A 23,964-nucleotide genomic window follows, 5' to 3' on the forward strand; every position below is an offset into this window, starting at 1 on the left:
GCCCGAATCGGCAAAAAAGGACACGTCTGAGCAAGGAATGATCAATAATCGACCGCGTTGCGGCACGTTCCGCGACGCGGTCATTGGCGCGAGTGAAACCTCGGGCGGACTGCCCGGAAGAAGGTGCCCAGATGGATATCGCCGTGTTAATCAAATCCGTCATCGCGACGGACGAACCGATCCGCGTCGTACAAGGCGCGATCGATCAGAATGCAAAGCGGACGATCAATCCGTACGACGAATACGCCTTGGAAGAGGCTTTGCGCATCAAGGAAACGCTGGGCGGAACAGTGACGGTAATATCGATCGGCGGAGACGTAACGGTGGAAGCGCTCAGGACGGCGCTTGCGATGGGTGCGGAAGAAGCCGTATGGATTCATGCGGAAACTGACCGGCTGGACGAATATGCGGTATCGAAAATGCTTGCGGGGGCGGTCGGAGTAAAAACGTATGATCTCGTGTTCGCCGGGCATTTGTCCGTCGATAACGGCGCGGGCCAAGTGGCCATCCGTGTAGCGGAGCTACTCGGTTGGCCCCATGCCGGTGCGATTACCGCGTGCCGGATCGAGGGGCGCGTCGCGCACGTTACCCGGGACGCGGAAGGCGACAGCGAGAGCTGGGAAGTTCCGCTGCCCGCCGTGTTGACGGCGCAGCAAGGGTTGAACGAGCCGCGTTATCCGGCTCTGGCGGGTATTATGAAGGCGAAGCGGAAGCCGCTGGCGGAGCTCGGCTTGGATGCGCTCGGCGGCGCGATTGCTCCGCGCGCCGAGCGGCTTGCGTGCGAGGCACAGCCCGCGCGCCCGGCGGGCCGGAAGCTGTCCGGCACGCCGAAGGAGCAAGCGGCAGAGCTGCTTGCGCTGCTTCGGGACGAAGCGAAAGTGTTGGAGCGGCGGTGAGTGAATGGTGTGCGGGTGGTGCGGCGCGGAAACAGTGGTTGGAGTACGGCGGATCGAGCATGAGGTAACTGTAACCGCGAAATATGAGGTTGGAGCGTGACGGAACGAGTGTGAGGCAGCTGTAACCGTGGAAACAGTGGCTGGAAAGCAGTGGATCGAGCGTGAGGTAACTGTAACCGTGGAAACAGTGGCTGGAGAGTGGCGGATCGAGCATGAGATAACTGTAACCGCGAAATATGAGGTTGGAGCGTGACGGAACGAGTGTGAGGCAGCTGTAACCGTGGAAACATTGCTGGAAAGCGATGGATCGAGCGTGAGGCATTGTTGATCTAGAGGCATACTTGTGTATTTCCCGGAGGTGAGCGGAAGATGATGCAGCATGTCGTTGTCGCGGAATGCCGCGACGGAAAGCTGCGGCGAGTATCGCTCGAGGCGATCGCCGCAGCGCGGCAGTGCATGGCGGACGGCGACACCCTCGCCGTCCTGCTGCTGGCTGGCGGCGCGGAAGACGCCGCCGAAGCAACCCACCTGGCGTGCCGCGGTCCGGATGAGGTGATCGTCATCGATCACCCCATCCTTGCCCGCTACACGCCGGAAGCGTTCGCCGCCGCCCTGCTAGCGGCGGCGGAGGCACTGCCCATGGCGCCCAGCGCGTGGTGGCTCGGCCACACCGCCATCGGGCGCGACCTTGCCCCGCGGCTGGCTGCCCGCCTCGGGGCAGGGCAAGTGTCGGACGCGATCGGCGTCGCCACGGGCGCCGACGGTCGCGTCCGGTTCACGCGCGCGCTGCACGCGGGCAAAGCGTTGGAGCAGCGCGCTTTGCTGCCGGGCGACCCGTGGGTCGTGACGGTGCGCCCGAATAACTTCCCACCCGCCGCCGAACGCGCCGGGCCTGCGGCGCCGATCCGGAGCGCCGCCTTCAACCCGCCTCCGCCGATCGTCCGCGTGCGCGATGTCGTACGGCGGGTATCGACCGCCGTAGACTTGACGGAAGCGCGCGTCATCGTCGCCGGCGGACGGGGCGTCAAGCACGCGGACGGATTCGCGCCGCTCGCCAAGCTCGCCTCCTTGCTCGGCGGAGCCGTCGGCGCTTCCCGCGGCGCTTGCGACGCGGGCTATTGCGACTATGCGCTGCAAATCGGCCAGACCGGCAAGACGGTCACGCCCGATTTGTACATCGCCTGCGGTATAAGCGGCGCGGTGCAGCATCTGGCCGGCATGAGCCGATCGCGCGTCATCGTCGCCATTAACAAAGACCCCGACGCACCGATCTTCAGCGTCGCGGATTACGGAATCGTCGGAGACTTGTTCGAGATCGTGCCGTTGCTGATCAATGAACTCATCAGCACCCCTTAAGTAACGAAAAAGCGGCTTCCCGCTCAGGCAACATCTGAGTTGGCAACCGCTTTTTTCCTTATAGCTCTTCGATAACGTAATCGCTCGACGTCTCCGAGAACAACCACTTGCCGTCCTGCTTGACTAAGCTTAATTCCATGACGTCGCGATAGGAATTGAAGTGCTCTCCTCCGAGCCATTCCATCTTGGAGGATACGAGAAGCTTGGCATGATTGTCGCCGTATTCGACAACCGCGACTTTGTCTACCGTTGCTTTCGAGTCGACGTATTGGAAGAACGTGCGCAAGTCTTGAATTTCATCGCCTAATCCGGGTGCGTCTGGCACGAACGTCGCGAAATACGCTTCATAGTCTTCCACGTTGATCGCCGCGATTTGGGTGTTCAACAGAGCTTCCATTGCTGCTTTATCCTCTTCGGGAGCTTCGACGGCTTGCGCCCAAAGGCTATCTTCGCTTAACACTGCGTAAGAAATTTGTTCGATATCCGAGATGAGCCACTTGCCAGTCCCATCGTTGGTCAGCGTATAGCGATATTCGCTTGCATTATCCGCGAAGAAGCCTTGACCGCCCGTTTTGCTAGTCAGCTCTCTAGTAACAACGACAGCCTTGGATGACGAGTAACTCTCCATTGCCATCTCCAGGTACTCCGTATGCGATTGTACGCTAGCGAATTGTTGGCGAATGCTTGGAGAGATCGCTTCCGCATAGACCCGGTCGAATTGGCTTATATACTTGTCCGCATCGTTCGCGGCTTCCGCGTCAGCCAACCTGCCCAGCACGTTGAACACGTTTTTGTACGCTGCTTTGTCTGTAATGAAAACCGTCCTGGACGTTCCGTTCCAGTCCACGGTTTTGTCCGACAGCGTCGCGATGAATCGAACGCCTACGAGCGTCCGGCCGTCAACTAACTTCATCTCTCCGTTATTCGGAACATTGACGCCGTTCACGAGCGCGTTAGTCCCGCCGAGCTTCATCTCGATGCTGCGGGTGAAGGAATTGGCCTTCACCGTCTTTGTAGCGGCAATATAGTCTACCTTATAGCCGAGAGCCGCGAACAAGCTCCGGAATTCAACGAAAACCTTATTGTTGATAATGGTCGGCGCCGCTTGAAAAGCGACAGCTTTACCGTTCGTTGCCTTGGCACATTTACCCGGTTCCCCCGCACCTTGAAAAAACGCGCAAAGCGGCCGCCCGCACGGATTTTTGCCCGCCGGTCGACCGCTTTATTGTTGTCTGTTCTTCCTTTATCCTTTAACCGAACCGCCCAGAAGGCCGCGCACGAAGTACCGCTGCAGACCGAAGAAAACGGCCAGCGGCATGAGCATCGAGATGAAGGCCGCTGCGGTAAGAAGATGCCAGGCGTCGCCGCGGGAACCGACCATGTTGGCGATTCGCATGGACATCACTTGAACGTCTTCCTGACCACCTAGGAAAATTAAGGATACGAGGTAGTCGTTCCACACCCAGAGAAACTGGAAGATGCTGATCGATGCGATCGATGGTACGGCTAGCGGTAATATCAGTCGGGTGAAGATCGTGAAGTTCGTCGCGCCGTCCATATAGGCCGATTCGAACAGGTCCTTCGGAAGCTGGCTGATATAGGAGTACATGAAGTACGTCGCAAGCGGAAGTCCGAAGCCTGCGTGCACGATCCAGATGCCGAGGAAGTTTCCGTTCAGCCCAAGCGATGCGAAATCCTTGGAAACCGGGATAAGGGCAACCTGAATCGGGACGACCAGCAGCAAGATCACCATGATGAACAACGATTTGCGGAAAGGAAATTTCAGCCACGCGAATGCATAAGCGGCGAAGCTTGCGATCAGGATCGGAATTACCGTAGCCGGGATCGAGACAACGATCGTATTCAGGAAAGCCCGGGACATATTGCTGCCCTTCTCCGTCCGTTCGCTGCCGTCCGGCTGCTTGAGCTTATAGGTTTTCCCCGTCAGCACGCCTTCGTAGTTGTCCAGCGTAAAGTTGGTATTCATTTTCCAGCCTGGTTCCTGTATGTTGATCAGGCGAGCGCGGCGGTTTTCCCATACGAGCGTGGACCCGTCGGGAGCTTTCGCTCCTTGGCGCAGTTCCGCGTCGCTGTAGGTTTTCCCCTCCACCTCGATGGGTTGTCTTAGATCGGTGTCTTTCGGCAACTGTATCTGGTCTTTCGTTACGTTCTCCTTGTGAGGCGCGACCGTCCACCAGCCGGAGCTTAGGATATCGCTTGCGGGCCGGAACGAGGAAACGAACAAACCCAGCGTTGGGATTAACCAGATCAGGCATATAACGGCCAATATCGTATTGACGAGCGTCTTAGAGCCGGTACGACGCGATTTCCTTCTCATGTCAGATCTCCCCCTGTTTCCGGATCTGGCGCAAATTGAACAAGATCACGGGAATGACGGCGATCAGAAGCACGATGGCGAGCGTCGAGCCGTATCCGAAATTCTGATACATGAAAAACTGGCGGTAGAACTGGGTTGCCACGACCTCGGTGTCGTACTGCCCGCCGGTCATGACTATGACCACGTCGAAAATTTTCAACGTAAACACGATAACCGTTGTCGTGACGGACAATAGGGTCGTCGAGATATACGGAATGATGATGCGGAAAAAGATGCGAAACTCCCCTGCGCCGTCCATCCGCGCGGCTTCCAGCATATCTTCCGGAACGCTCTTGAGCGCAGCGGAGAGAATGACCATCGCGAATCCGGTCTGCATCCATATCAGGATCGCGATTAGGAAGAGATTGTTCCAGGGCTGCGTCATGCTGGTCCAGGCTTGCGGCTCGCCGCCGAAGTACACGACGATCGCGTTCAGCAGACCGATCTGTTCGTCGCCCGGCTGATAATAGTAAATGAATTTCCAAATAACGCCCGCGGCCACGAAAGAAATCGCCATGGGCATGAAAATAATCGCCTTCGCCACCCGCTCGAAGCTACTCCTGTCAGCCAGTACGGCGATCAACAGCCCGAGGATGATGCAAGTTGTTGCTCCGAACACGACCCACAGCAGATTGTTCCGCAATGCAGTCAGCAGTAGACGGTTGGTGAACACCGCCGCGTAGTTCGCGAATCCGACGAATTTACTGGAGGTTTCGTCCTGAAAGCTCATGATGATCGTTCGGATCGTCGGAATCAGCAACAACCAGCCAAGCAGCCCGATCGCGGGCCCGATGAACAGGTACGGTTGGATTCTCCTTTTCCAAACGTCCGAGTACTGCTCGATCACCCAGTTGAGGGACCAATATATTGTATATATGCCCCCGACTCCCCACAGAATGGCCAGAATCGCGTATACAACCGGATGCAGCGCGCTATCCCTCAGAAAAATGAAGATCGCGGTATGCACGATAACGTTTAATAGCGGTACGATAACCGTCCACAAGGCGATTCGAGGCAAGCTGCGTTTGGCAGCGGAAGCTGTTGACATTGGGATCTTCCTTTCTGTGAATCTTATCCTTAACGAAAGTAATGTAAAAACGGAGGGCAACGCGCATCGGATGATAGGGGCGCCCTCCGTTTACTTATGATTGAAATGATTTATTATTTAGGCCAGCCTGCTTGAATTTCTTCCATGGCTTTATCTAGGTCAACCGTTCCGCTCACATAATCGGCCATGCCTTTCCAGAACGTGCCTGCGCCAACCGCGCCTGGCATCAAGTCGGAACCGTCGAACCGGATTGTCGAAGCGTTTTTTACGAACTCGGCCATATGGCGCTCGACGTCCGTGGAGTACCAGGAAGGATCAGCGTCGTTCATCGGAGCGATTACTCCGCCGGATTGAACCCAGGTTTTGATGGATTCGCCGGTCGTGAAAAATTCCATTACGGCGCGTACTTCTGGACGGTCGTTGAACATCGCATAGATGTCCCCTGCTACCAGGGCAGGCGTGCCGTATTGCGGATCAATCGAAGGAAGTGGGAACCAGTCATAGTCTTCGCTGGCTTTCAGTCCTTCCGGGAAGAAGCTAGTAATGAAGCTTGCTTGACGGTGCAGCCATGCTTTCGGCGGATTGTCGAACAGCACTTTCGGAGCGTCGCCGAACGACGTGGAGACGATCGATTTCGTGCCGCCGTATACAGCGCCTTCTTTAAACCAGATGTCGGACATTTTTTGAACCGCGTTCTTTACGATCGGATCGGTGAACGGAAGCTCGCCTTTAACCCACTTGTCATAGTTTTCAGGGGTAGTTGTACGAAGCATAATGTCTTCTACCCAGTCGGTAGCCGGCCAGCCGGTAGCGGCGCCGGACTCGATACCGATCGCCCATGCCGGATCCCCGTCTTTTGCGATTTGATCGGTTAGAGCGAGCAGTTCATCCCATGTTGTCGGAACGGTATAACCAGCGGCTTCGAATTCCTTCTTGTTGTACCATACCAAGCTCTTAACGCTGCTGCGCGCCCAGACGCCGGACATGATTTTGCCGTTCGCGCCGTCCATCGTCGCCATGTCGAGCCAGCTTTGATTGTACTTCTTCTCCATCGTCGCTTTGTCGAGGAACGTGGAGATGTCCACGACCTTGCCCGTCTTAGCGATGTTCGCAAGCAGACCCGGCTGCGGGAAGTCCGCGATGTCGGGAGCGTTGCCTCCGTTAACGCGAACGCTGATCGTCGCTTCGAACTCTTTGGAGCCTTCGTATGCGATGTCGATACCGGATTTATCTTCGAAATCCTTGATAGCCGCTTCGAACTTCACTTGGTCCACGTCCACGAACGGACCGAACATCGTGACCTTCGTGCCTTTAAACTTACCGGCGAGCGCATCCGCCAACGCGCTGCCGCTTGCCGCGCTCTCGCTCGGAGAAGCCGCTGCGGAGCTTGCCGGCGTAGTTTCCGATGCGCTTGGAGTAGCACTTGGAGAAGCATTGTTCTCCTTGTTATTGTTACCGCATGCTGTCAACAGCATGGAAGCCGAGACTACCGCTACGAGTGAAGTTGCCAATGTCTTTTTCTTTAACATTCGATATAGCCCCTCTCTGGAAATGTTGTTGCTTGCCTCAAATGGAAAGTCCGCTTATGCATCTGCTTGCTTTATGACGACACGCCCCACCTCCCAACATAAATTTCCCCGTTCCGATAATGTAATGGCCAACATTCTGAAAAGCTTTTCAAAATGCTGCAAAAACCGTCCATTAAAGCCTTCCCGTCGACGCTCGCACGACGATTTCATGGGGAACGATTTCCCGAAGCACGGGATCGGCTTCTCCGTTAATCAGAGCGTGGAGCTTCTCTACCGCGCGGTATCCGATTTGGTACATCGGCTGCGCGACCGTCGTCAGCTTGGGAACGGTGAAGGCGGACAGCCGAATATTGTCGAATCCAACGACCGAAACCTCGTTCGGAACCGCTACGCCCTTCTCGTTCAGGTAGCTGAGCACCCCCATGGCAAGCACATCGGAGACGGCGAATACGGCGGTCAAGCCGGAAGATTGCCGGAATAGGGATTCCGCGGCATCATAGGGATCGTGAAAATACTCGCTGACGAAAAAAATATTGTCTCTCTTAAGCTCCAGATTATTTTCTCTCAAAGCGCGCACAAAGCCCTGATAGCGAGTCTGGCCCGCGATGCTGTCGCCGAGGTCGAAACTAATCATGCCGATATTGCGATGACCGGAGTCGATCAAGAACTGAGTCGCATCATAAGCCGCTTGTTCATCGTTAATCTTTACAGACGGAAGTTCATACTCCATCGAATGCGTGGCCACTAGAACGACGGGCATGCGGAGTCTCTTCAATTCTTTGTAATAGTCGGGAAAGATTGGGTTGCTCGTGTAGAGAAGACCGTCGATCTGCTTCTCGTAAAACGTGTTCAGGTAAGAGAATAACCTGTTGCCGTCCGTGTCCGTGTTGCAGATGATGAGGCTGTACCCGCTCTTCTTGGAGGCATCCTCCATGCCGCGGATAATATCCGCGTAGTAAGGATTCCGGATGTCCGGAATGACGACGCCTAGCGTGTGGGTTTTCTTGTAGATCAATCCCCTGGCCAGCGCGTTCGGTTTGTACTTGAGCTCTTCGATCGCATCAAGGACGCGCTTCTTTTTGTTTTCCACCACGGTATCCGGGGCGTTCATAACCCTTGATACGGTGCTGATGGATACGCTTGCAATCTTTGCAACGTCTTTAATGGTCGGTTTCATTCAGAACCCCGCTCTTTTTGAAAAGCTTTTCAAAATGTGGCGCAAATTTATGATACCGCTTTCAATTTGGGCTGTCAACCCTCATTTACGATAGCTTATTCGCCCCCGAAGCTCTCACCGCCTTGCGCGACGGCAACAGCTCCGGATGCACCAATCTCCCCTACAACAACTCCCGCAAATCCTTCAAACTAGGCTTCTTAAGCTTCACCTTAATCTCCCCGACGCCCCAGTCGATTTTCTCGATCTTAAGCGGCTTCGGCAGCTCATCGCCAAGCGGGATGACGAAGCCGGCAATCGCAGACGAAGGCAAGGAGATCGATTTGATTTTCGCTTCTTCTACGGTAGCGATAATGTTCGGGCTTTCCCAATGCAACCGGTAGACGATGCGCAAGCTGGACGGTACGAGATCCTTCCATAGCACGTTCAAGTCCGCGATCAGCAGATCGCCGATTACCGTGAACTTGGCTCCGGTCACCTCGACGTTCTTTTGCACGATCGGATCTTCGGACAGCTTCGTCTTCAGCAAATTGTTCACGTCCGCCTCGGTTACGATAAGCTCGAGGGATGTCCGCTTAACCATGTCGATCGCGCGTTCCTTGATCGGAACCTTACGATGAGTTAAGTCCAACTCTTCGGTCGGCTTAATGTAGAACAACCCGGCTACGACCGCAATGATGGCGAGAATGAGGAACAGGACGAGTCCTACGAACATTTTTTTCAATGCAAACGCCTCTCTTTCTATCCGAACAAACAAGCAATTGACAACTTCGCGCTCGAAGCGTATAACAGGAGGTACATTCATTGACGGGAACGCGTTGCCCTGCGCCTTCGACCTCCAGAGAGCCGGCGATTTGCTGAGAGCCGGCGGTACGAAACCAGGACCAATATCCTCCCCGAGAAGCCGCGCCGAACACTGCAAGCGATCGATCCGGTAAGCGCGGACGCCTTCCCCCGTTACGGGAATACGTCGTAATACGATACGACGAACGAGTGCCGAGCGTTTCATGATGAACATGACGCGTTTCGGAACGAGGGTGGTACCACGGAGCTTAATCCGTCCCTTTTGCGGGGGCGGTTTTTTTGTACCCAAAAATGGTTTTACGCACACCACATGTTCTTATTTCACCCGAAGCACCCAGTTTCAGCGCTCTAAGCACACCGCGTGTCCTTATTTCACCCGAAGCACCGAGTTTCAGCGCTCTAAGCGCACTGCGTGTCCTTATTCCACCCGAAGCACCGAGTTTCAACGCTCTAAGCGCACAGCGTGTCGTTATTTTCACGATGCTCTTATCCCGCTCGCCAAACCGAGTTGTGGCGATCCATCGCCCACTCTCAAACTATATCGGCTCTCGCCGGCAAAAGAAAGGATGATGTTCTCATGAACCAGCACGAATCCGGCTTTCCCATACCGCTCGCCGACATGCTGAGCGCCCATCGCGTGCTCCAAGAGGTGCTTGCGCCGACGCCGCTGCAGCATAACCGCGCTTTGTCCGCCAAGTTCGACTGCAACGTATATTTGAAGCGCGAGGATCTTCAGATCGTTCGCTCTTTCAAAATCCGCGGAGCGTACAACCTCATCTCCTCGTTGTCCGAGGAAGAGCGGTCTCGCGGCGTCGTCTGCGCCAGCGCGGGCAACCATGCCCAAGGCGTGGCTTTCTCCTGCCAGAAACTCGGGATACGCGGCATTATCTACATGCCGGCGACGACGCCAAGGCAGAAGATCAACCAAGTCAAGCTATTCGGCGGCGATTGGATCGAAGTTAGGCTCGTGGGCGATACGTTCGACGACGCCTATGCGGAAGCGATCCGCGCAAGCCGGGAGCAAAATATGCCGTTCGTGCATCCGTTCGACGACCCGCGCATCGTCGCGGGCAACGCGACCGTCGGCAAAGAAATCGTTGAAGCCGGCGTCCACCCGATCGACATGCTGCTACTGACGGTCGGCGGAGGCGGATTAGCCGCCGGAGTCGCGTCTTACGTCAAAGCGATCAGCCCAACGACGAACATTATCGGAGTCGAACCGGAAGGCGCTCCTTCCATGCGCACGGCGCTCAACCAGGGTAGCGTCGTCACGTTGTCCGAGATCGACAAATTCGTGGACGGCGCAGCCGTTAAACGCGTCGGCGACTTGACGTTCGCGCTATGCCGCGAGCTGCTTGACGATACGATCGCCATCCCCGAAGGCCGCGTCTGCACGACGATTCTTGAACTGTATAACGAGCATGCGATCGTGGCCGAGCCTGCCGGCGCGTTAACCGTCGCCGCGTTATCCGCGCTCGATCCGGAGACGATCCGCGGCAAAACGATCGTCTGCGTCATTAGCGGCGGCAACAACGACATCGACCGAATGCAGGAGATCAAAGAACGCTCCCTCATCTACGAAGGGCTGAAGCATTATTTTATGATCAACTTCCCTCAGCGGGCGGGCGCCCTACGCGAATTTCTCGACGACGTGCTCGGTCCGAATGACGACATCGTCCAATTCGAATACACGAAAAAGCACAACAAGGAGAACGGGCCGGCGCTCGTCGGCATCGAGCTCAAAACCCGCGAGGACTACGATCCATTGGTAGAACGAATGAATCGCAAAGGCTTCCAGTTCGTAGAATTGAACAAAGACCCGCTGCTGTTCAACCTGCTAATCTAACCGGGCTTCTAACCGGGCTGTTTCACCGTTATCGCCTCTCGATTCTCGTCCATTCTTCCGCTTAGACCGTCTCCCTTTATTCGCCATTAACAATTGCCGATTACACTTATCGTATAACGGCAAGTTAACTGCAACGAGGTGCGAATATGGGGAGACAAATAAAGCTGCTCATCGTGTACGCGCGTTTCGGAGACGGTCACCTGCAGGCCGCGACAGCGCTCTCGGACAGCTTCGCGCGACTCGGCATTGCCGAAGCGCAAATCGTCGATCTGCTTGCGCAATCCCATCCTCTTCTGAACGAAGTAAGCAAATTCGTCTACCGCAAAAGCTACGATATGTTCCCGCATCTATACGGCTGGGTGTACGAGACGACGAGAGACATGAAAGCAAGTTCTCCGTTCGCCCACTTTCTCCATTCGTTCGGCGCCGACGAGCTTTTGAAGCTCATCGAACTCGAACGACCCGATGCCATCATCCATACTTTTCCTTCACTCGCTCTTCCCCTTATTACCACGCGTCTCGGACGACGCATTCCAATGTTCAACGTAGTAACCGATTTCGACCTCCACATGCGATGGGTTCATCCCCAAGTTGACAAATACTATGTCGCAACCGACGATCTTCGTCTGCAATTGAACAAGCTCGGCATCGGCGATAACCGAATCAAAGCAACCGGCATTCCGTTGCGGCGTTCATTCGCCGAACAGCTTAGCTTGTCCGAGCGCGAAGCTGTCGCGGCCCGTTACGGCTTAACCCCGGATCAACCGATCGTGCTGCTCATGGCCGGCGCTTATGGCAACTTCGCGAATTTGCGCAATCTATGCGGGAAGCTTTCCGTTCAAAAGAACATCCAGACCATCGTTGTCTGCGGGCATAACCGCTCGGTACAATCCGAGCTTCATCGGAGATTCGCTATGCACGCGAATGTGACGGTGCTCGGTTACGTGGACCGAATAGACGAGCTCATGCGCCTTGCGGCTTGCATCGTAACGAAGCCGGGCGGACTGACGATGTCCGAAGCGATCGAAGCCCGATTGCCGATCTTTCTGCTGCGGCCGGTGCCCGGACAGGAGCGCAATAACGCCCTTTACTTGCAGCGCCAAGGCGCCGCGTTCATTAGCAGGTCGATCGAAGAGCTGTTTCAGGCGATACTCCGGCTGCTTCGCGACTCCCACCATCGGCTGGCAATGTGCCGAGCGCTGGAGCGTTTAAGCAAAGAAAGCGCATCGGACCGGATCGCCTTGGATATTACTAACCAATTGCATATAATGGAAGAGGCTTCCGTACCGCTCATACGGGGTTGATCTTCCCAAAGGAGCGAGCTTTACGCGTGAATTCGGCGTCAAAGAGATCATTTTTACAATCGGACATGCTGCTGTATATCGTGATATTGTTTCTCGTGGAATTCGTGCGCGGAGCCGCTTTGATCAGCTTCCTTCCCATCTATGGCGAAAAGGAGCTCGGTCTTAGTCTCGACGTCATCGGCGCGGCGATCACCGCGTCTTTCTTGACCGATACCGTGCTTAAGCTCGTCATTGGGTATTTGCTCGACCGGTTTTCGGTACGCACGATCGTCTGCATTGCCCTGTTGTTCTCGCTGGTCGGCATCGCCGTATTGCAATACGCGGACGTCGCTTGGATGTTCATCGCCGCTGCTGCCGTATATGGCATCGGTATTTCTCCGATTTGGATCGTCTGCTTAACGAAGGTTCGCGAGGATCGCCGGGCGACGCAGATGGGATTCTTGTATACGATTTGGTTCGTCGGTCTAGGCGCGGGTCCCGTCGTTACGAACCTGCTGCTGGACTACGACACGGAATTGACGTATTGGGTGTTAGCCGGCGTAGCGCTCGCGGCTTGGTTGTTATCTTTTCTTATTAACGAACAACGAAGCGTCCATCTGGACGTCGTACCGTTCGGACAACAGCTGTCCATTCTCGGCAGCAGGCTTCGGGAGATGAAGCTTCTCTTGCCGGGAATGGTGCTTCAGACGCTGGCGGCCGGCATGCTGATGCCGATCCTTCCAAGCTTCGCGGTGAACGATCTCGGCATGACGGCGAGCCAATATTCGATGCTGCTCATTATCGGCGGCGGATGCACGGTTCTTGGTTTGATTCCCATGGGCAAGCTATCGGACGCTCACGGCAAAAAATGGTTCCTAATTATCGGATTCCTGCTTTTCGGGATGATCATGCTCGCGTTGACCGGCAAACCTCCGATCGCCTTGGCGTTGTTCTGGGCTTTGATCCTGGGTTTCTCCTACTCCGCGGTTTTGCCGGCTTGGAACGCTTTGCTCGCCGCTTACGTCCCGCCCGGACAACAAGGTTTAGGCTGGGGCGTGCTTTCCACCGTAGAGGGCTTAGGAGGCATGATCGGACCGTATATCGGCGGTTTGCTTGCCACAAGGTTCAGCCAATCTTCCGTCGTCGGGCTGACGGGTATTCTGTTCATTTTCATCAGCTCGTTTTACGTCTTTTTCCCTTTCCGGCTGTTTAGGGGCGAAGGCCCGCCTCCTTAAGAAAACCGCCAATCATGAACCTAGGAATGGAGCCTGTCATCATGTCTAGCTTATTAAGCTTCGCCAAAAGCATTACCTTAGACGACATCAACTCGTTGCTTCATCGGTACTCCGAGCTCGGTCCGCTTCCCGGCATTATGCTCCCCTTGCTCGAAGCGTTCCTGCCGATCCTGCCGCTTGTCGTGTTCGTCGTAGCCAACGCGTCCGCATACGGCATGTGGTTCGGCTTCCTTTATTCCTGGATCGGCGTATCCATCGGTTCTTTGCTCGTGTTCATGATCGCGCGTAAGCTTAGCGTCCGATACGGAGACCGTATTCGTCTCCGCTTTCCGAAGGCGCAAAACTTTTTCGATTGGGTCGACCGCAAAGGCTTCACACCGATCTTCATTCTGTCCTGCTTCCCGTTCTCGCCGTCCGTTCTCATCAATATCGCGGCCGGCATGTCGAAGATCCCTCTACATACGTTCGTAACTGCCGTGTTGCTTGGCAAAGCGGTCATGATCTTCACGCTGTCCTTCCTCGGACACGACCTTAACGCAATGGTCGAGAATCCTTGGCGCATCGTGATGGCGGTCGCGGTTCTAGTGCTGCTATGGATTGGCGGCCGCAAGCTGGAATCAAGACTCACCTAAGCTAACGAAGCATAACGCCCCCTCTCCCGTGGAACCCTATGCGAGGAATCGATCGCTAAGGAGGATACAGCCATGTCGGGCGAACACCCATCCCGCAAGCAGTTAGAGGCTAGCATCGCCCAATCGAAAGCCGACCGGTCCGGTCAGGGCAAGGCACAGGCGCGCGAGATGCAATCGGAAGCCGATCGTGCCGCCGTTCCGAAACACGGATTGTAGGGGGCGTAACAATGAGCGAAGATAAACGCATGGAGCCCTTTACGGGCGAGAAGGTCGAAGTAGACGGCGTGTACGAGAACGAGTGGGGTGCGGAAGCGCATCTGAATCGAGGCGACATTTTCCCATCCGATACGATGCTCGGGCATACGGAATGGAAGCTTACCGAGCTCAATATCGAGAATCATCACGACGGCCGTACCGATCCGAGGCTCGTGCCGAAAGCGAACGATACGGACCAAATGGGCAAAATCGACCACCCTCGCCGACAAATGGATCGCGGGAAGAAGTAACGTATAGGGTTTGGGCAAGGCTGCCTCGCAAGCAACGATCGTTGCTTCGGGGCGGCTTTTTGTATGGGCCGCGGTTGCCTCTACCCGATCTGGGCAAAATTGTTAAACGATAGCATGTAACTCCGAAAGCTTACGCATCGTCTAATCTAACAGGAAAGGAAGTGGATCTTCATGAGATTTCGTAACCCCATCAAGCTTCTATTCGTTACGATCCTGATTGCCGTTCCGCTACTCGGTTGCTCGAACGGCAACGGCGTGGCTACTAACAGCACTGTCAGTCCATCGATTATGCCGAGCGCGACGCCCGAAGAGACGGCATCCGTGCCTCCGAGCCCGGAGGAACCGAGCAGCTCCCCCGTTTCATCCGAGAGCCCCCCTCCCGCTTCGTCCCTGCCCCCGCCTAAGCTGGGAACGGTAACGGCCATGCGGCTTGCGGATTATAAGACCGGATGGACGGGCGGCGAAGGCTGGATCGCGCGTACCCGCAACGGCGGCAACAGTTGGACGAAGCAATGGGAAGGCCAAGAAACGGTTCAACAACTGTTCGCGCTGAATAATATCGAAGCATGGGCAACATTGGATAAGGGCGACGCGAAAGAGCTCTCCCTCATTAGAACGACGGACGGCGGGAGCAATTGGTCTGCGGCCGGCACCGTGCCGAATCGCGATTTCCTTCATTTCGTATCCGCGAACGAAGCTTTCAGCGGCAACGACCATACGACCGATGGCGGAAAGACCTGGACAACGTACAAACTTCCGGCCGAAACGGTAGGAAACGCTTATTTCCACGATAAAAATAACGGCTGGATCGTCACCCAGACGAACGGCAAATTCGATTTCAGGCGAACGACGGACGGAGCTAAGTCGTGGAAAGTCGTATATACGCGAGCTACGGAAGCTCCCGTGACGGGAACGGTCATCCGCTCTGCCGGTAAGAACGATGCGTGGATCGAGCTGATCGGAGATTCAGGCATGAGCCAGACTTCCTATTCTTTGTTCCATACGGAGAGCGGCGGCAAAAGCTGGACACCCGTGCTAGCGAACAACCAAGCGGGGTCAGGTCCCGCTCCCGGCTTTAAAATGAGCGAAGAGACGAAAGTTCCGCGCAACGACGGATCTAGTCCGGGTACACTTAACGTAGTCAATACCAAGGTCGCCTTCATGGGCGGCAGATGCAGCGCCTGCGATCTTAGCAATACGATGGGTAAGACGACGGACGGCGGCGCGACCTGGGTTAACCTGAAAGCCGCGTTTCCCGGATACGGTCCTCAATTCATAGGCGCCCAGGATGCCGACCATATTTGGTGGATCAACACCGAGAACGAGCAGCCGTCCGTGTTGTACACGTCTTCGGACGGAGGCAACACCTGGAACAAGACATATACGTTCGATAAATAAGGGAGATTGGCGAAGGTTAGATTGTAGGCGGCGGGTTGAGATCGTCGGAGTCAGATAGAGGTTGTCTGAGAAATCTGGTTCGTGCAGTCGTCTAGTCCCGTGATTTCTTGACTGTTGCTCGCGGACACAGATGCCGCTATTTCCGGATAAACTTATGATTATACGAATAAACCGGACCTAGCAGTCCTTATTAGGCCAGATTCGTAAGATCAACCCTAACTTGTCCATGAATAACGCCCCTACTGTCCGCAAAACTCATCGATGTCAGCCCATTTCGTCGATATAGCGTCTCTACGGTCCGCTGTATTCGATAGCCTCGCGCGCGCAAGTCAAAAAATCCCGCCCGGACGCAAGTCGGGGCGGGATTTTGGTTTGGTGTTACGGAGTACTGTCGGCGCGGGCTTTGGACGTAACAGGGTCATGACGCTATGGCTTCCGGCTTATCTTCCCGTTGCAGCCATTGCTCCATCAGCTTATCTAACCGACGAAGCCGTTCCTCGTAAGTGAATACGGCCGACGTAATGACGAGCAATCTGGCTCGCGAAGTCGGATCGTTCTCTTCGCGATCGAGGATGAGCTCGGAAAGCAACATCGAAGCTTCCGGTGGCGGCGCGGCGGCATGGGAGCCCGGCTTCATCTTGCCTTGCCACTTCCACATGAGTTGCTCTTGGTACCCGCACAGCGATTCGATCTGCCGGTCGATCAGCCGATTCCAAGCTTGCGCCGTCGAGACGCTGAAGTAGTGTTCCTCGACCGCATCGATCAGCGATACGCCCTTTTCGAGCGCCGACAGCATCCCTTGATAGACGACGAGCAGACGGACCCTCTGAAGACGGGCTTGCTTGCGCCATACCCGCTCTTCCGCGAATAGCTCGTAATACTCGTCCAGCTTGCGAAGCTTCGTCCGCAGACGTCCATACTCTTCCCGGTACACGTTTTCCTTCAATTCGTTCGATATCGCCGTTCGCAATAGACGGGAGAGAAGCGTCTCCGTCTCTTGAATATAGCTTACGAACCGGCTCCGGTGCCGCGGCGGCGCAACCGTCACGTTAACGACGAAAGCCGCGACGATTCCCGTTAAGATCGCCGCCAGCCTGTCCAACGCGATCAGCCAGCTTTGCCCGTGCGCTTCCATAATGACGACTACGGTAACTAACGTTAACCCGACGATCGCCTCGTCGGCTTTGAGCCGAATGCATAACAGAATAACGCATATGCAGACGATGCCTACGATAATCGGATTGCTGCCTACGGACCACAGCGCCGCGATCGCGACGGCGGCTCCGAGCAAGTTGCTCTGCACCTGCTCGAGTACTTGCTTCCAAGAGCGGTAGATCGAAGGTTGTATCGTGAAGATGGCGGCGATCGCGGCAATGATCGGAGAGCCGAGATTGACGAGCGTCCCCACCCATAGAGCGACGGCGACGGCAAGACCGGTCTTGAGCACTCTAGCGCCGATCGTCATGGCCTATCTTCACCTCCACGCTCGCTTGCTCGCAGCATCACGTCGGCCGAAGCCAACTCTTGTCCGTTCACGACGAGCGCCAGCCTATGCGAGCCGGGGTAATGGCGTCGCGTGGACAAGTCCGCGAAAGAGAACTCGCGTCCGCCCTGCTGGAGCGTTCCTCCGCCTACCGTCTTTTCGCTAAGCTTGAATAGCTTGCGATAATATTTGCCGGTCGTTCGAACGAAATAAGCCGCCATTTCGATTCTTAGCTTAATCGGCTCGCCTTGCGGCAAGCGTATGGCGTAGCGAAAACGAACCGAGTCGCCGATGGCGACCGCGTCCGGCGTAACCGTCCACGACTCTACCGTTACCCCTGCCGGTGGAGCCATGCCGAAGAGCGCCATCACGGCCGGATGAGCCGCCTTTAGCAACCCTCGGCATCCGTGGCGGAGCACCCAATCGGTATGCGCGTTATCGCCGATCCATGCTTGAGCCAACGCGACGACCCGCTCGGGATGATCCTTGGAAATATCGTTCAAATTGTTGGCCACGCTGCGGCGAACGTATTCGGACGGGTCCGACTTGAGCCGCTCCAGGATCGGGAGAATCGGTTCCGGATCCCGCTTCAGCGCGGGCAACGCATCTGCCCACGGCAATCGGGGACGGCAACCTTCGCTGGCCAATCGACGCACATGATCGTCCTCGTCGCCGCTCCAAGTCAACATTTGCGCTATCATGCGCGATTGATCTTGTTTCAAGAACGGCCTTACCGCGAACTCCGACGTCGACATCCGCGTAAATTTCGCAAGCGCCGCAATCGACAAGTCCCAGTCGTTAAGCCCGTAAATTTCCACGAAATCGGGGAAGAACAAATAAGGCAGCCCCCCGCACGTCTCGTAGATCGCTTCTAATATAGCTAGCGCCTTGCCGTAATCGGACGGTAAAGTCGCTCCGAGGCTTAGCGTGATTCTGCGCATGCGGCCTTTCAGTTCAAGCTCGTCCCAACCCGGACCTAGCACGGCCGAGGAGAATGCCCCCGTATCGAATGGCGGATAGGCGCCCTTTACTTTGTCCGCGAATGAGCGTATGAATGCTTCATGATAGATCGCTTTGAGCGGTTCTGCCACGTTCGTTCCTCCTTGATGTGTCCGTTGCCCTGTATGGATGATTATAACATGTCCGCGCTCGCGGCTCTTAATTTGATCTTCCTTTCTACCGGACCTCCCCTTATAATGGGCTCAAACCCACTATACCCGAGGAGACGTGAACCCTTGATTCTGTTCGTCGTGAATGAGAACTCCGGCAACGGCCGGGGCGCCAAAGTCTGGCAGCAAGTAGAATCGCAATTGCAGGCGCGGGGAACGTCCTATACGAAGATCTTGGCGACTAGCGGAGCGGATGCGTTCGAACGAACGGACAAGCTATTGCGCTCCACGAAATTGAAAGCGGTTGCGGTCGTAGGCGGAGACGGAACGTTGCACAGCGTTCTGCCTTTGCTGACGGGCACCGGCATTCCGGTCGGCATCATTCCCGCCGGCTCCGGCAACGATACGTCCCGCGCTTTCGCCATACCGCGCGATCCGTTACAAGCATTGGATATTATTGTGTCCGGACGGACGAGATTAGCCGACGTCATCGCGAGTACCTCTGGAGACGAAACCCAAGTTACGATTACGGCCATCGCCGTCGGTATGGACGGTGCCGTCGCCGCCGACGTGAACGGCTCGCGCTACAAGCGGTGGTGCAACCGACTGGGCCTCGGCTCCTTGGCTTACGTAATCGGTTTTTTCCGCGCGTTGTCCCAGTTCTCCCCGGGAGAGATCACGGTGACGATGGACGGCGTAGTCCATCGCTTCGATCGCGGGTGGCTATCGGCGATCGCCAATATCGCTTCTTACGGCGGCGGACTTAGAATTTGCCCGGATGCCCGCTTCGACGACGGGCAGCTGCACGTATGCGTCGTGCATGGCTGCGGCATTTGGCGTATTTTATTCGTATTCCCGACGTTACTAAAAGGCACCCACGTTAAGCGGCGCAATGTAACGCTGCTTAAGGGGCGCCAGGTAACGATCCAGACGAAAGGACGATTCCTCGCCTACGGCGACGGAGAGCCGTCGGGAGAAACGCCAATCGAAGCGAAGCTGCTCCAGGGTCAACTCGTCTTTTTAACTACGCTTTCCGGATAACGGAACGGCAGCATGATCTCGAACAACGTGCCTTTGCCGATTTCGCTTTTCACGTTGATTTTTCCTTGATGATTGTCCACGATCTTATAGCTGACCATCAGGCCAAGACCCGTACCTTTCTCTTTCGTCGTATAGAAAGGCTGCCCGATCTTGGCCAGTTGGTCTTCCCCGAAGCCCGGTCCTTCGTCTCGAATCCGTACGTATATGCAATCATGCTCGCGCGACAGCTTGATTCGGATGGAACCTCCGTCGATCATCGCTTCGATGGCATTTTTGATCACGTTGATGAACACTTGCTTCACTTGGTTTTCCACGCCATAGATCCAGAGCGGATCCGTGCCGTATTCCGCGTCGATCGCGATATTGTGCAAGATCGCCTGCGTCTCTAGCAGCGTCACCGTATCCCGCATCATAACTCGCATGTCTTGATAAGTCAGATCGTACACTTGCGGCTTAGACAGCATCAGCAATTCGCTGACGATATCCTCGATTCGGTCGAGCTCCGAGTTCATTATGTCGTAATATGTACCGTTGTTCTTGCGCCCGGACGCGATCAATTGCAGGAAGCCCTTGAGCGACGTGAGCGGATTGCGAATTTCGTGCGCGATCCCCGCGGCCAACTGGCCGGCCACGTACAGCTTCTCGGAGTTGATAAGAAGCTCCTCGTTCTTTTTGCGCTCGGAGATGTCGCGAATGATCACTTGCACCGCCGGCTCGTTATCGATCGCTGTCATCGTCTCCACGATTTCGGTATGTAGCGTATGCCCTTCGAGCGTGTACCATTCTTGCTCGATCGGCTTCCCGCTTCCCGTAAACACGAGATTTTGCAGCCGTTCCTTCACTTTCAAATGGTCGCGTACCGGCAGGAACGTATAGATGGACTTGCCGACCAGTTCATGGCTCTGGTTAGCCTCGAACATGCGAAGCCCCGCGGAATTGACGAATGCCCATTGGCCCCCTTTGAAAATCGCGATCGTATCCAGCGAGTTTTCGACTAGAAGCCGGTAACGTTCGTCCATCTGACCGAGCCGCTTATCGATATACCACGTAATATGGGTCGAGAGCAAAATCAAAAGAGCACCGATCCCGATAATAATCGCAAGCAACGAAATATCGGCGTTGAGCTTGTCCTCCGTGTAGAAAGGGGAATACTCGAACTGCATTCCTTTTTCTCCGAACAATTGCACGACGAGCGCAGATGTCCCAAGAATGATGCTGGACAGAAATCTCAGCTTCCGATTGCTGTTCTCCGAGAACAGGAAAGCCACGTACGTGCCTACGAACAGCACCAAAAGCGACAAAACCACGTATGCGGGCTGCACGTCGAGCTTCTCGATCGGCTGTCCGAATATCGTAAAGTAACTCATGAACGCTATACCGGAGGCGAGGATGAGACTTCCGAACAGCAAGCGAAATGCGACCGCTCCTTGGAAAGTCAGCAACACGAACGTCATCAAGGAAAAGAAAATAATGAAGCAAAGCGCGACAAGCATCGTCCAATCGAAGTAAAGCGTCTGCTCGAGCGCCATCAGCATGACCAGATGCTTCGCCCATATACCTATTCCGAAGATGAATGCGCCTCCGGCAAGCCAAAACTGGCGGAATCCGCCGTTCGAGCGCTTAAGGTTGCCAATAAAGTTGAACATCGTATAAGATGCGAGTATGCTGATCAACAGTGCCAGCAGCAAAAAAAAGACAGGTCCGACCGCACCGGTACCGTGCATATTACACTCCCTCGCAATACATGACATCGTTCTCCATCTTTTATATCCATTCGACGATGATCGTCAAAATCCTTTTCCAAAATCAGTTGAAAAATGGAGGTTATTGCATGCTGAAATCTATGTTCGGCGAATTCAAAACTTTCGCCATGCGAGGCAATGTCGTCGATCTGGCCGTCGGGGTTATCATCGGCGCGACGTTCGGCAAAATCGTCACCTCGCTCGTTAACGACATCGTCATGCCGCCGGTCGGCAAGCTGCTCGGAGGGGTCGACTTCACCGATCTGTTCATCAATCTCGACCCGGGGAAAAGGCTGGACAACAATATGTTCCCGAAGACGCTCGCCGAAGCGAAGGAAGCCGGCGCGGCCGTTATCGCCTACGGCCAATTCATTAACGTGCTGCTCGACTTCCTCATCGTCACGTTCTGCGTGTTCCTGCTCGTGAAATTCATTAACCGTTTGGGACGCAAAAAACAAGCGGAAGAGTCCGCGGCTCCCGCTCCAAGCACGCGGGAATGCCCATATTGCCTATCGGAAATCCCGATCGCCGCGACGCGCTGCGCCCACTGCACGTCCGATGTCGCCGCGAGCGGACAAGCCGAGGGAGCGCGAGGGTAAGCATGGGAGAAACGTTCGACGTCTACGACGAGGAAGACCGCTGGATCGGAACGGCGGAACGCTCGGAGGTGCATGCGCGAGGCTTGTGGCACAGATCGTTCCATTGCTGGCTGGCGCGGGCCGGAGAGGGCGATGAGGTTACGATCCTATTCCAGCAGCGATCTTCGGGTAAGGACACGAATCCGGACAAATTCGACATCACCGCGGCAGGTCATCTCGTTGCCGGAGAAACGCCTAGGGAAGCCGTCCGGGAGCTGGAGGAAGAGCTCGGCGTCGCGATCGGCTTCGATCAGCTGACGCCGTTCGGCACGGTGCGGGAGGAAGACGAGGGGACAGCGCTCGGCATACGATATATCGATCGCGAAGTGAGCTACGTGTACGGTTGCGTCTCCGATTTCGACCTAACGCGCTTCCGGCTCCAAGAGGAAGAAGTAGCCGGCGTATATGAAGCGCGCGCTAGCGATCTAATCGCTTTAATGGAAGGGAAGCTTGCGGAGCTTCTGGCACGGGGCATCGTCTCCCGTGGCGGATTGATCTCGCCAAGCGAAGCGAGCGTTACCCGCTCGGCTTTCGTCCCCAGGAGCGAAAGCTACTATCTCGATGTTTTCAAACGATTGCGCGAGTTAGCCGGACGATGACCTCTCTTGCTAACGCGTCGCACGCAGACGGACAGGTTGCCAGTGCAACCGTCCGTCTTTCATTTTGCCTTCTCTCCACATTCCGTCAGCCGGATTACAGAATATGACCTCCAGCTTCCCGTCGCCGTCGATATCCCACACCCGGAAAGGCCGCCCGTCTCCGATCGGTCCGAAATTCCTGCTGTCTCCGATTGCCGCCCATTCCAGCGCCGAAGCTTGAAGCCTGTTCGACGGCTCGCCAGGCTGCGACTGCCCTAGCCACCACGTGCCGTCCTCTCTATAGTAAAGAACCTCGTCGTCCGACTCGCAGAACGTTCCGCACCAGTAGGCCATCCCTTCGCGAAACCTGCCTAATCCTTCCCAGTTTTGATACCAACGATTGATCATCCCGTGAATGTTGTAGAACACCGTCTGACGCGGAGCCACGTCGAAATCATTGATTTCGGGCTCTTCATAGAGCTTCGCGGCTTCTTGGTGGATGCAGCCGTGAATGCCGGAGGACTCGATAAACCTGCCCAGCTCATCCGCGTTCGCGAACGATTCCGGCTGGAACAAGATGCGCGCTTCCGCCGCTTGGTCGTAACACGGCGCCCTGCGAATCGGCTCCGGAACGCTTGCCCACGGCTCGACAAGACTCGGATTGTTGCCGCTTTGGTTGTACCAGGACAACACGCGCGAAATGAAGTTGCGATGAAACTGCAAAAAAGCCATTCCGTATCCGGACGGCGGCTGATCAAGATCTACGTTATGCCTGTCGTGATGCCACTTCTTATGCTCCTCCAGCAACGGCTCCGGAAAATTCGGGATCCTCGGCATAATGTTGTTCCCCCTCCGTTCGGCGCATGCCGAAATCGACTACTCCGCGCGGGCAGTCTATTGCCAATACTATATGCCGACTGCGTCGCTCGCATGATACTCCAGATTTCAAGTGAGCTTAATTGACATCTGTTGCAATTCCTCGCGATACGTTATACTTTATTCCATCAACCGCACGTCCGCGAGGTGTCCAATGAAGAAGCAAAATCCGAAGCAGAGTCCGAAACAAAATCCGCACGCCCTATCTCTACTAGGCCTTATGATCGTCATCTTCGGCATCGTCGATACGATTTTCCTGAGCACGGCCGTCGGCATGACGCTTCTAGTCGCAGGCATTATCATCGGCTACACGGGACTCACCCGCGCCAAACAAACGAAGAAGAAATAATCGAGTAGATAGGGGCGGCAAGCCCCTGACCTCTCACACCACCGTACATGCGGGTCCGCATACG

At 55.6% G+C, this 23,964-nt stretch carries 22 protein-coding genes and 1 pseudogene; 13 read left to right on the forward strand and 10 right to left on the reverse strand.

Annotated elements, in window-relative coordinates:
* Positions 1 to 131: 131 nt before the first annotated feature.
* Positions 132 to 896, forward strand: coding sequence for an electron transfer flavoprotein subunit beta/FixA family protein (locus ACFPQ4_RS18980; protein ID WP_378113469.1), 765 nt, complete (start codon positions 132 to 134; stop codon positions 894 to 896).
* 372 nt (positions 897 to 1,268) lie between these two features.
* Positions 1,269 to 2,252, forward strand: a complete 984-nt coding sequence (locus ACFPQ4_RS18985; protein ID WP_378113494.1) for an electron transfer flavoprotein subunit alpha/FixB family protein — start codon at positions 1,269 to 1,271, stop codon at positions 2,250 to 2,252.
* Between the two features lie 58 nt (positions 2,253 to 2,310).
* Here the strand turns inward: ACFPQ4_RS18985 and ACFPQ4_RS18990 are convergent.
* From ACFPQ4_RS18990 to ACFPQ4_RS19015, 6 genes and pseudogenes are all read right to left on the reverse strand, one after another.
* Positions 2,311 to 3,369, reverse strand: a pseudogene (locus ACFPQ4_RS18990) (copper amine oxidase N-terminal domain-containing protein); the annotation flags it as partial.
* Between the two features lie 126 nt (positions 3,370 to 3,495).
* Positions 3,496 to 4,590 (reverse strand): carbohydrate ABC transporter permease, encoded by a 1,095-nt coding sequence (locus tag ACFPQ4_RS18995; protein WP_378113470.1) that lies wholly within the window; start codon positions 4,588 to 4,590, stop codon positions 3,496 to 3,498.
* A 1-nt stretch (position 4,591) separates the two neighbouring features.
* Positions 4,592 to 5,677 (reverse strand): carbohydrate ABC transporter permease, encoded by a 1,086-nt coding sequence (locus tag ACFPQ4_RS19000; protein ID WP_378113471.1) that lies wholly within the window; start codon positions 5,675 to 5,677, stop codon positions 4,592 to 4,594.
* Between the two features lie 113 nt (positions 5,678 to 5,790).
* Entirely contained in the window at positions 5,791 to 7,206 is a 1,416-nt protein-coding gene (locus ACFPQ4_RS19005) for an ABC transporter substrate-binding protein (RefSeq protein ID WP_378113472.1), read from the reverse strand.
* A gap of 172 nt (positions 7,207 to 7,378) precedes the next feature.
* Positions 7,379 to 8,383: a LacI family DNA-binding transcriptional regulator gene (locus ACFPQ4_RS19010; protein ID WP_378113473.1), complete on the reverse strand. Its 1,005-nt coding sequence runs from the start codon at positions 8,381 to 8,383 to the stop codon at positions 7,379 to 7,381.
* 160 nt (positions 8,384 to 8,543) lie between these two features.
* Positions 8,544 to 9,104 (reverse strand): hypothetical protein, encoded by a 561-nt coding sequence (locus tag ACFPQ4_RS19015; protein WP_378113474.1) that lies wholly within the window; start codon positions 9,102 to 9,104, stop codon positions 8,544 to 8,546.
* A gap of 657 nt (positions 9,105 to 9,761) precedes the next feature.
* Here ACFPQ4_RS19015 and ilvA point away from each other — a divergent pair.
* From ilvA to ACFPQ4_RS19050, 7 genes are all read left to right on the forward strand, one after another.
* Positions 9,762 to 11,030: a threonine ammonia-lyase IlvA gene (gene ilvA / locus ACFPQ4_RS19020; RefSeq protein ID WP_378113475.1), complete on the forward strand. Its 1,269-nt coding sequence runs from the start codon at positions 9,762 to 9,764 to the stop codon at positions 11,028 to 11,030.
* A 146-nt stretch (positions 11,031 to 11,176) separates the two neighbouring features.
* Complete coding sequence (locus ACFPQ4_RS19025; protein ID WP_378113476.1) at positions 11,177 to 12,334, forward strand: MGDG synthase family glycosyltransferase; 1,158 nt, start codon at positions 11,177 to 11,179, stop codon at positions 12,332 to 12,334.
* Between the two features lie 26 nt (positions 12,335 to 12,360).
* Positions 12,361 to 13,548, forward strand: coding sequence for an MFS transporter (locus ACFPQ4_RS19030; protein WP_378113477.1), 1,188 nt, complete (start codon positions 12,361 to 12,363; stop codon positions 13,546 to 13,548).
* 41 nt (positions 13,549 to 13,589) lie between these two features.
* Positions 13,590 to 14,180, forward strand: coding sequence for a TVP38/TMEM64 family protein (locus ACFPQ4_RS19035; RefSeq protein ID WP_378113478.1), 591 nt, complete (start codon positions 13,590 to 13,592; stop codon positions 14,178 to 14,180).
* A 72-nt stretch (positions 14,181 to 14,252) separates the two neighbouring features.
* The gene (locus ACFPQ4_RS19040; protein WP_378113479.1) at positions 14,253 to 14,396 is read left to right on the forward strand and encodes a hypothetical protein; all 144 of its coding nucleotides are present in this window, start codon (positions 14,253 to 14,255) and stop codon (positions 14,394 to 14,396) included.
* An 11-nt stretch (positions 14,397 to 14,407) separates the two neighbouring features.
* Positions 14,408 to 14,686 (forward strand): transposase, encoded by a 279-nt coding sequence (locus ACFPQ4_RS19045; RefSeq protein ID WP_378113480.1) that lies wholly within the window; start codon positions 14,408 to 14,410, stop codon positions 14,684 to 14,686.
* Between the two features lie 171 nt (positions 14,687 to 14,857).
* Complete coding sequence (locus ACFPQ4_RS19050; protein ID WP_378113481.1) at positions 14,858 to 16,084, forward strand: WD40/YVTN/BNR-like repeat-containing protein; 1,227 nt, start codon at positions 14,858 to 14,860, stop codon at positions 16,082 to 16,084.
* Positions 16,085 to 16,502: 418 nt separating this feature from the next.
* Here the strand turns inward: ACFPQ4_RS19050 and ACFPQ4_RS19055 are convergent, their stop codons facing one another.
* A complete protein-coding gene (locus ACFPQ4_RS19055) occupies positions 16,503 to 17,549 on the reverse strand; it encodes an FUSC family protein (protein ID WP_378113482.1) in 1,047 nt (348 codons plus the stop codon).
* The gene (locus tag ACFPQ4_RS19060; RefSeq protein ID WP_378113483.1) at positions 17,546 to 18,658 is read right to left on the reverse strand and encodes a DNA alkylation repair protein; all 1,113 of its coding nucleotides are present in this window, start codon (positions 18,656 to 18,658) and stop codon (positions 17,546 to 17,548) included. The genes ACFPQ4_RS19055 and ACFPQ4_RS19060 overlap by 4 nt, the downstream gene beginning before the upstream one ends.
* Positions 18,659 to 18,802: 144 nt before the next feature.
* Between ACFPQ4_RS19060 and ACFPQ4_RS19065 the strand changes: the two genes are divergently transcribed.
* Entirely contained in the window at positions 18,803 to 19,717 is a 915-nt protein-coding gene (locus ACFPQ4_RS19065) for a diacylglycerol/lipid kinase family protein (protein ID WP_378113484.1), read from the forward strand.
* On the opposite strand, the gene ACFPQ4_RS19070 is transcribed toward ACFPQ4_RS19065, so the two are convergent.
* Positions 19,684 to 21,441 carry an ATP-binding protein gene (locus ACFPQ4_RS19070; RefSeq protein WP_378113485.1) on the reverse strand — a complete coding sequence of 586 codons (1,758 nt, stop codon included), beginning with the start codon at positions 21,439 to 21,441 and terminating at the stop codon, positions 19,684 to 19,686. The genes ACFPQ4_RS19065 and ACFPQ4_RS19070 overlap by 34 nt on opposite strands.
* 107 nt (positions 21,442 to 21,548) lie before the next feature.
* On the opposite strand from ACFPQ4_RS19070, the gene mscL reads away from it, so the two are divergent.
* Positions 21,549 to 22,058, forward strand: coding sequence for a large conductance mechanosensitive channel protein MscL (mscL, locus tag ACFPQ4_RS19075; RefSeq protein ID WP_378113486.1), 510 nt, complete (start codon positions 21,549 to 21,551; stop codon positions 22,056 to 22,058).
* Positions 22,059 to 22,060: 2 nt separating this feature from the next.
* The gene (locus ACFPQ4_RS19080; RefSeq protein WP_378113487.1) at positions 22,061 to 22,696 is read left to right on the forward strand and encodes an NUDIX hydrolase; all 636 of its coding nucleotides are present in this window, start codon (positions 22,061 to 22,063) and stop codon (positions 22,694 to 22,696) included.
* A gap of 9 nt (positions 22,697 to 22,705) precedes the next feature.
* Here the strand turns inward: ACFPQ4_RS19080 and ACFPQ4_RS19085 are convergent, their stop codons facing one another.
* Positions 22,706 to 23,512, reverse strand: coding sequence for a hypothetical protein (locus tag ACFPQ4_RS19085; protein WP_378113488.1), 807 nt, complete (start codon positions 23,510 to 23,512; stop codon positions 22,706 to 22,708).
* Positions 23,513 to 23,705: 193 nt separating this feature from the next.
* Here ACFPQ4_RS19085 and ACFPQ4_RS19090 point away from each other — a divergent pair, with 193 nt between their 5' ends.
* Positions 23,706 to 23,900, forward strand: a complete 195-nt coding sequence (locus tag ACFPQ4_RS19090) for a hypothetical protein (protein ID WP_378113489.1) — start codon at positions 23,706 to 23,708, stop codon at positions 23,898 to 23,900.
* Positions 23,901 to 23,964 lie beyond the last annotated feature (64 nt).

This window comes from Cohnella yongneupensis (assembly GCF_042655785.1).
GTDB classification, from domain to species: Bacteria; Bacillota; Bacilli; order Paenibacillales; family Paenibacillaceae; genus Cohnella; species Cohnella yongneupensis.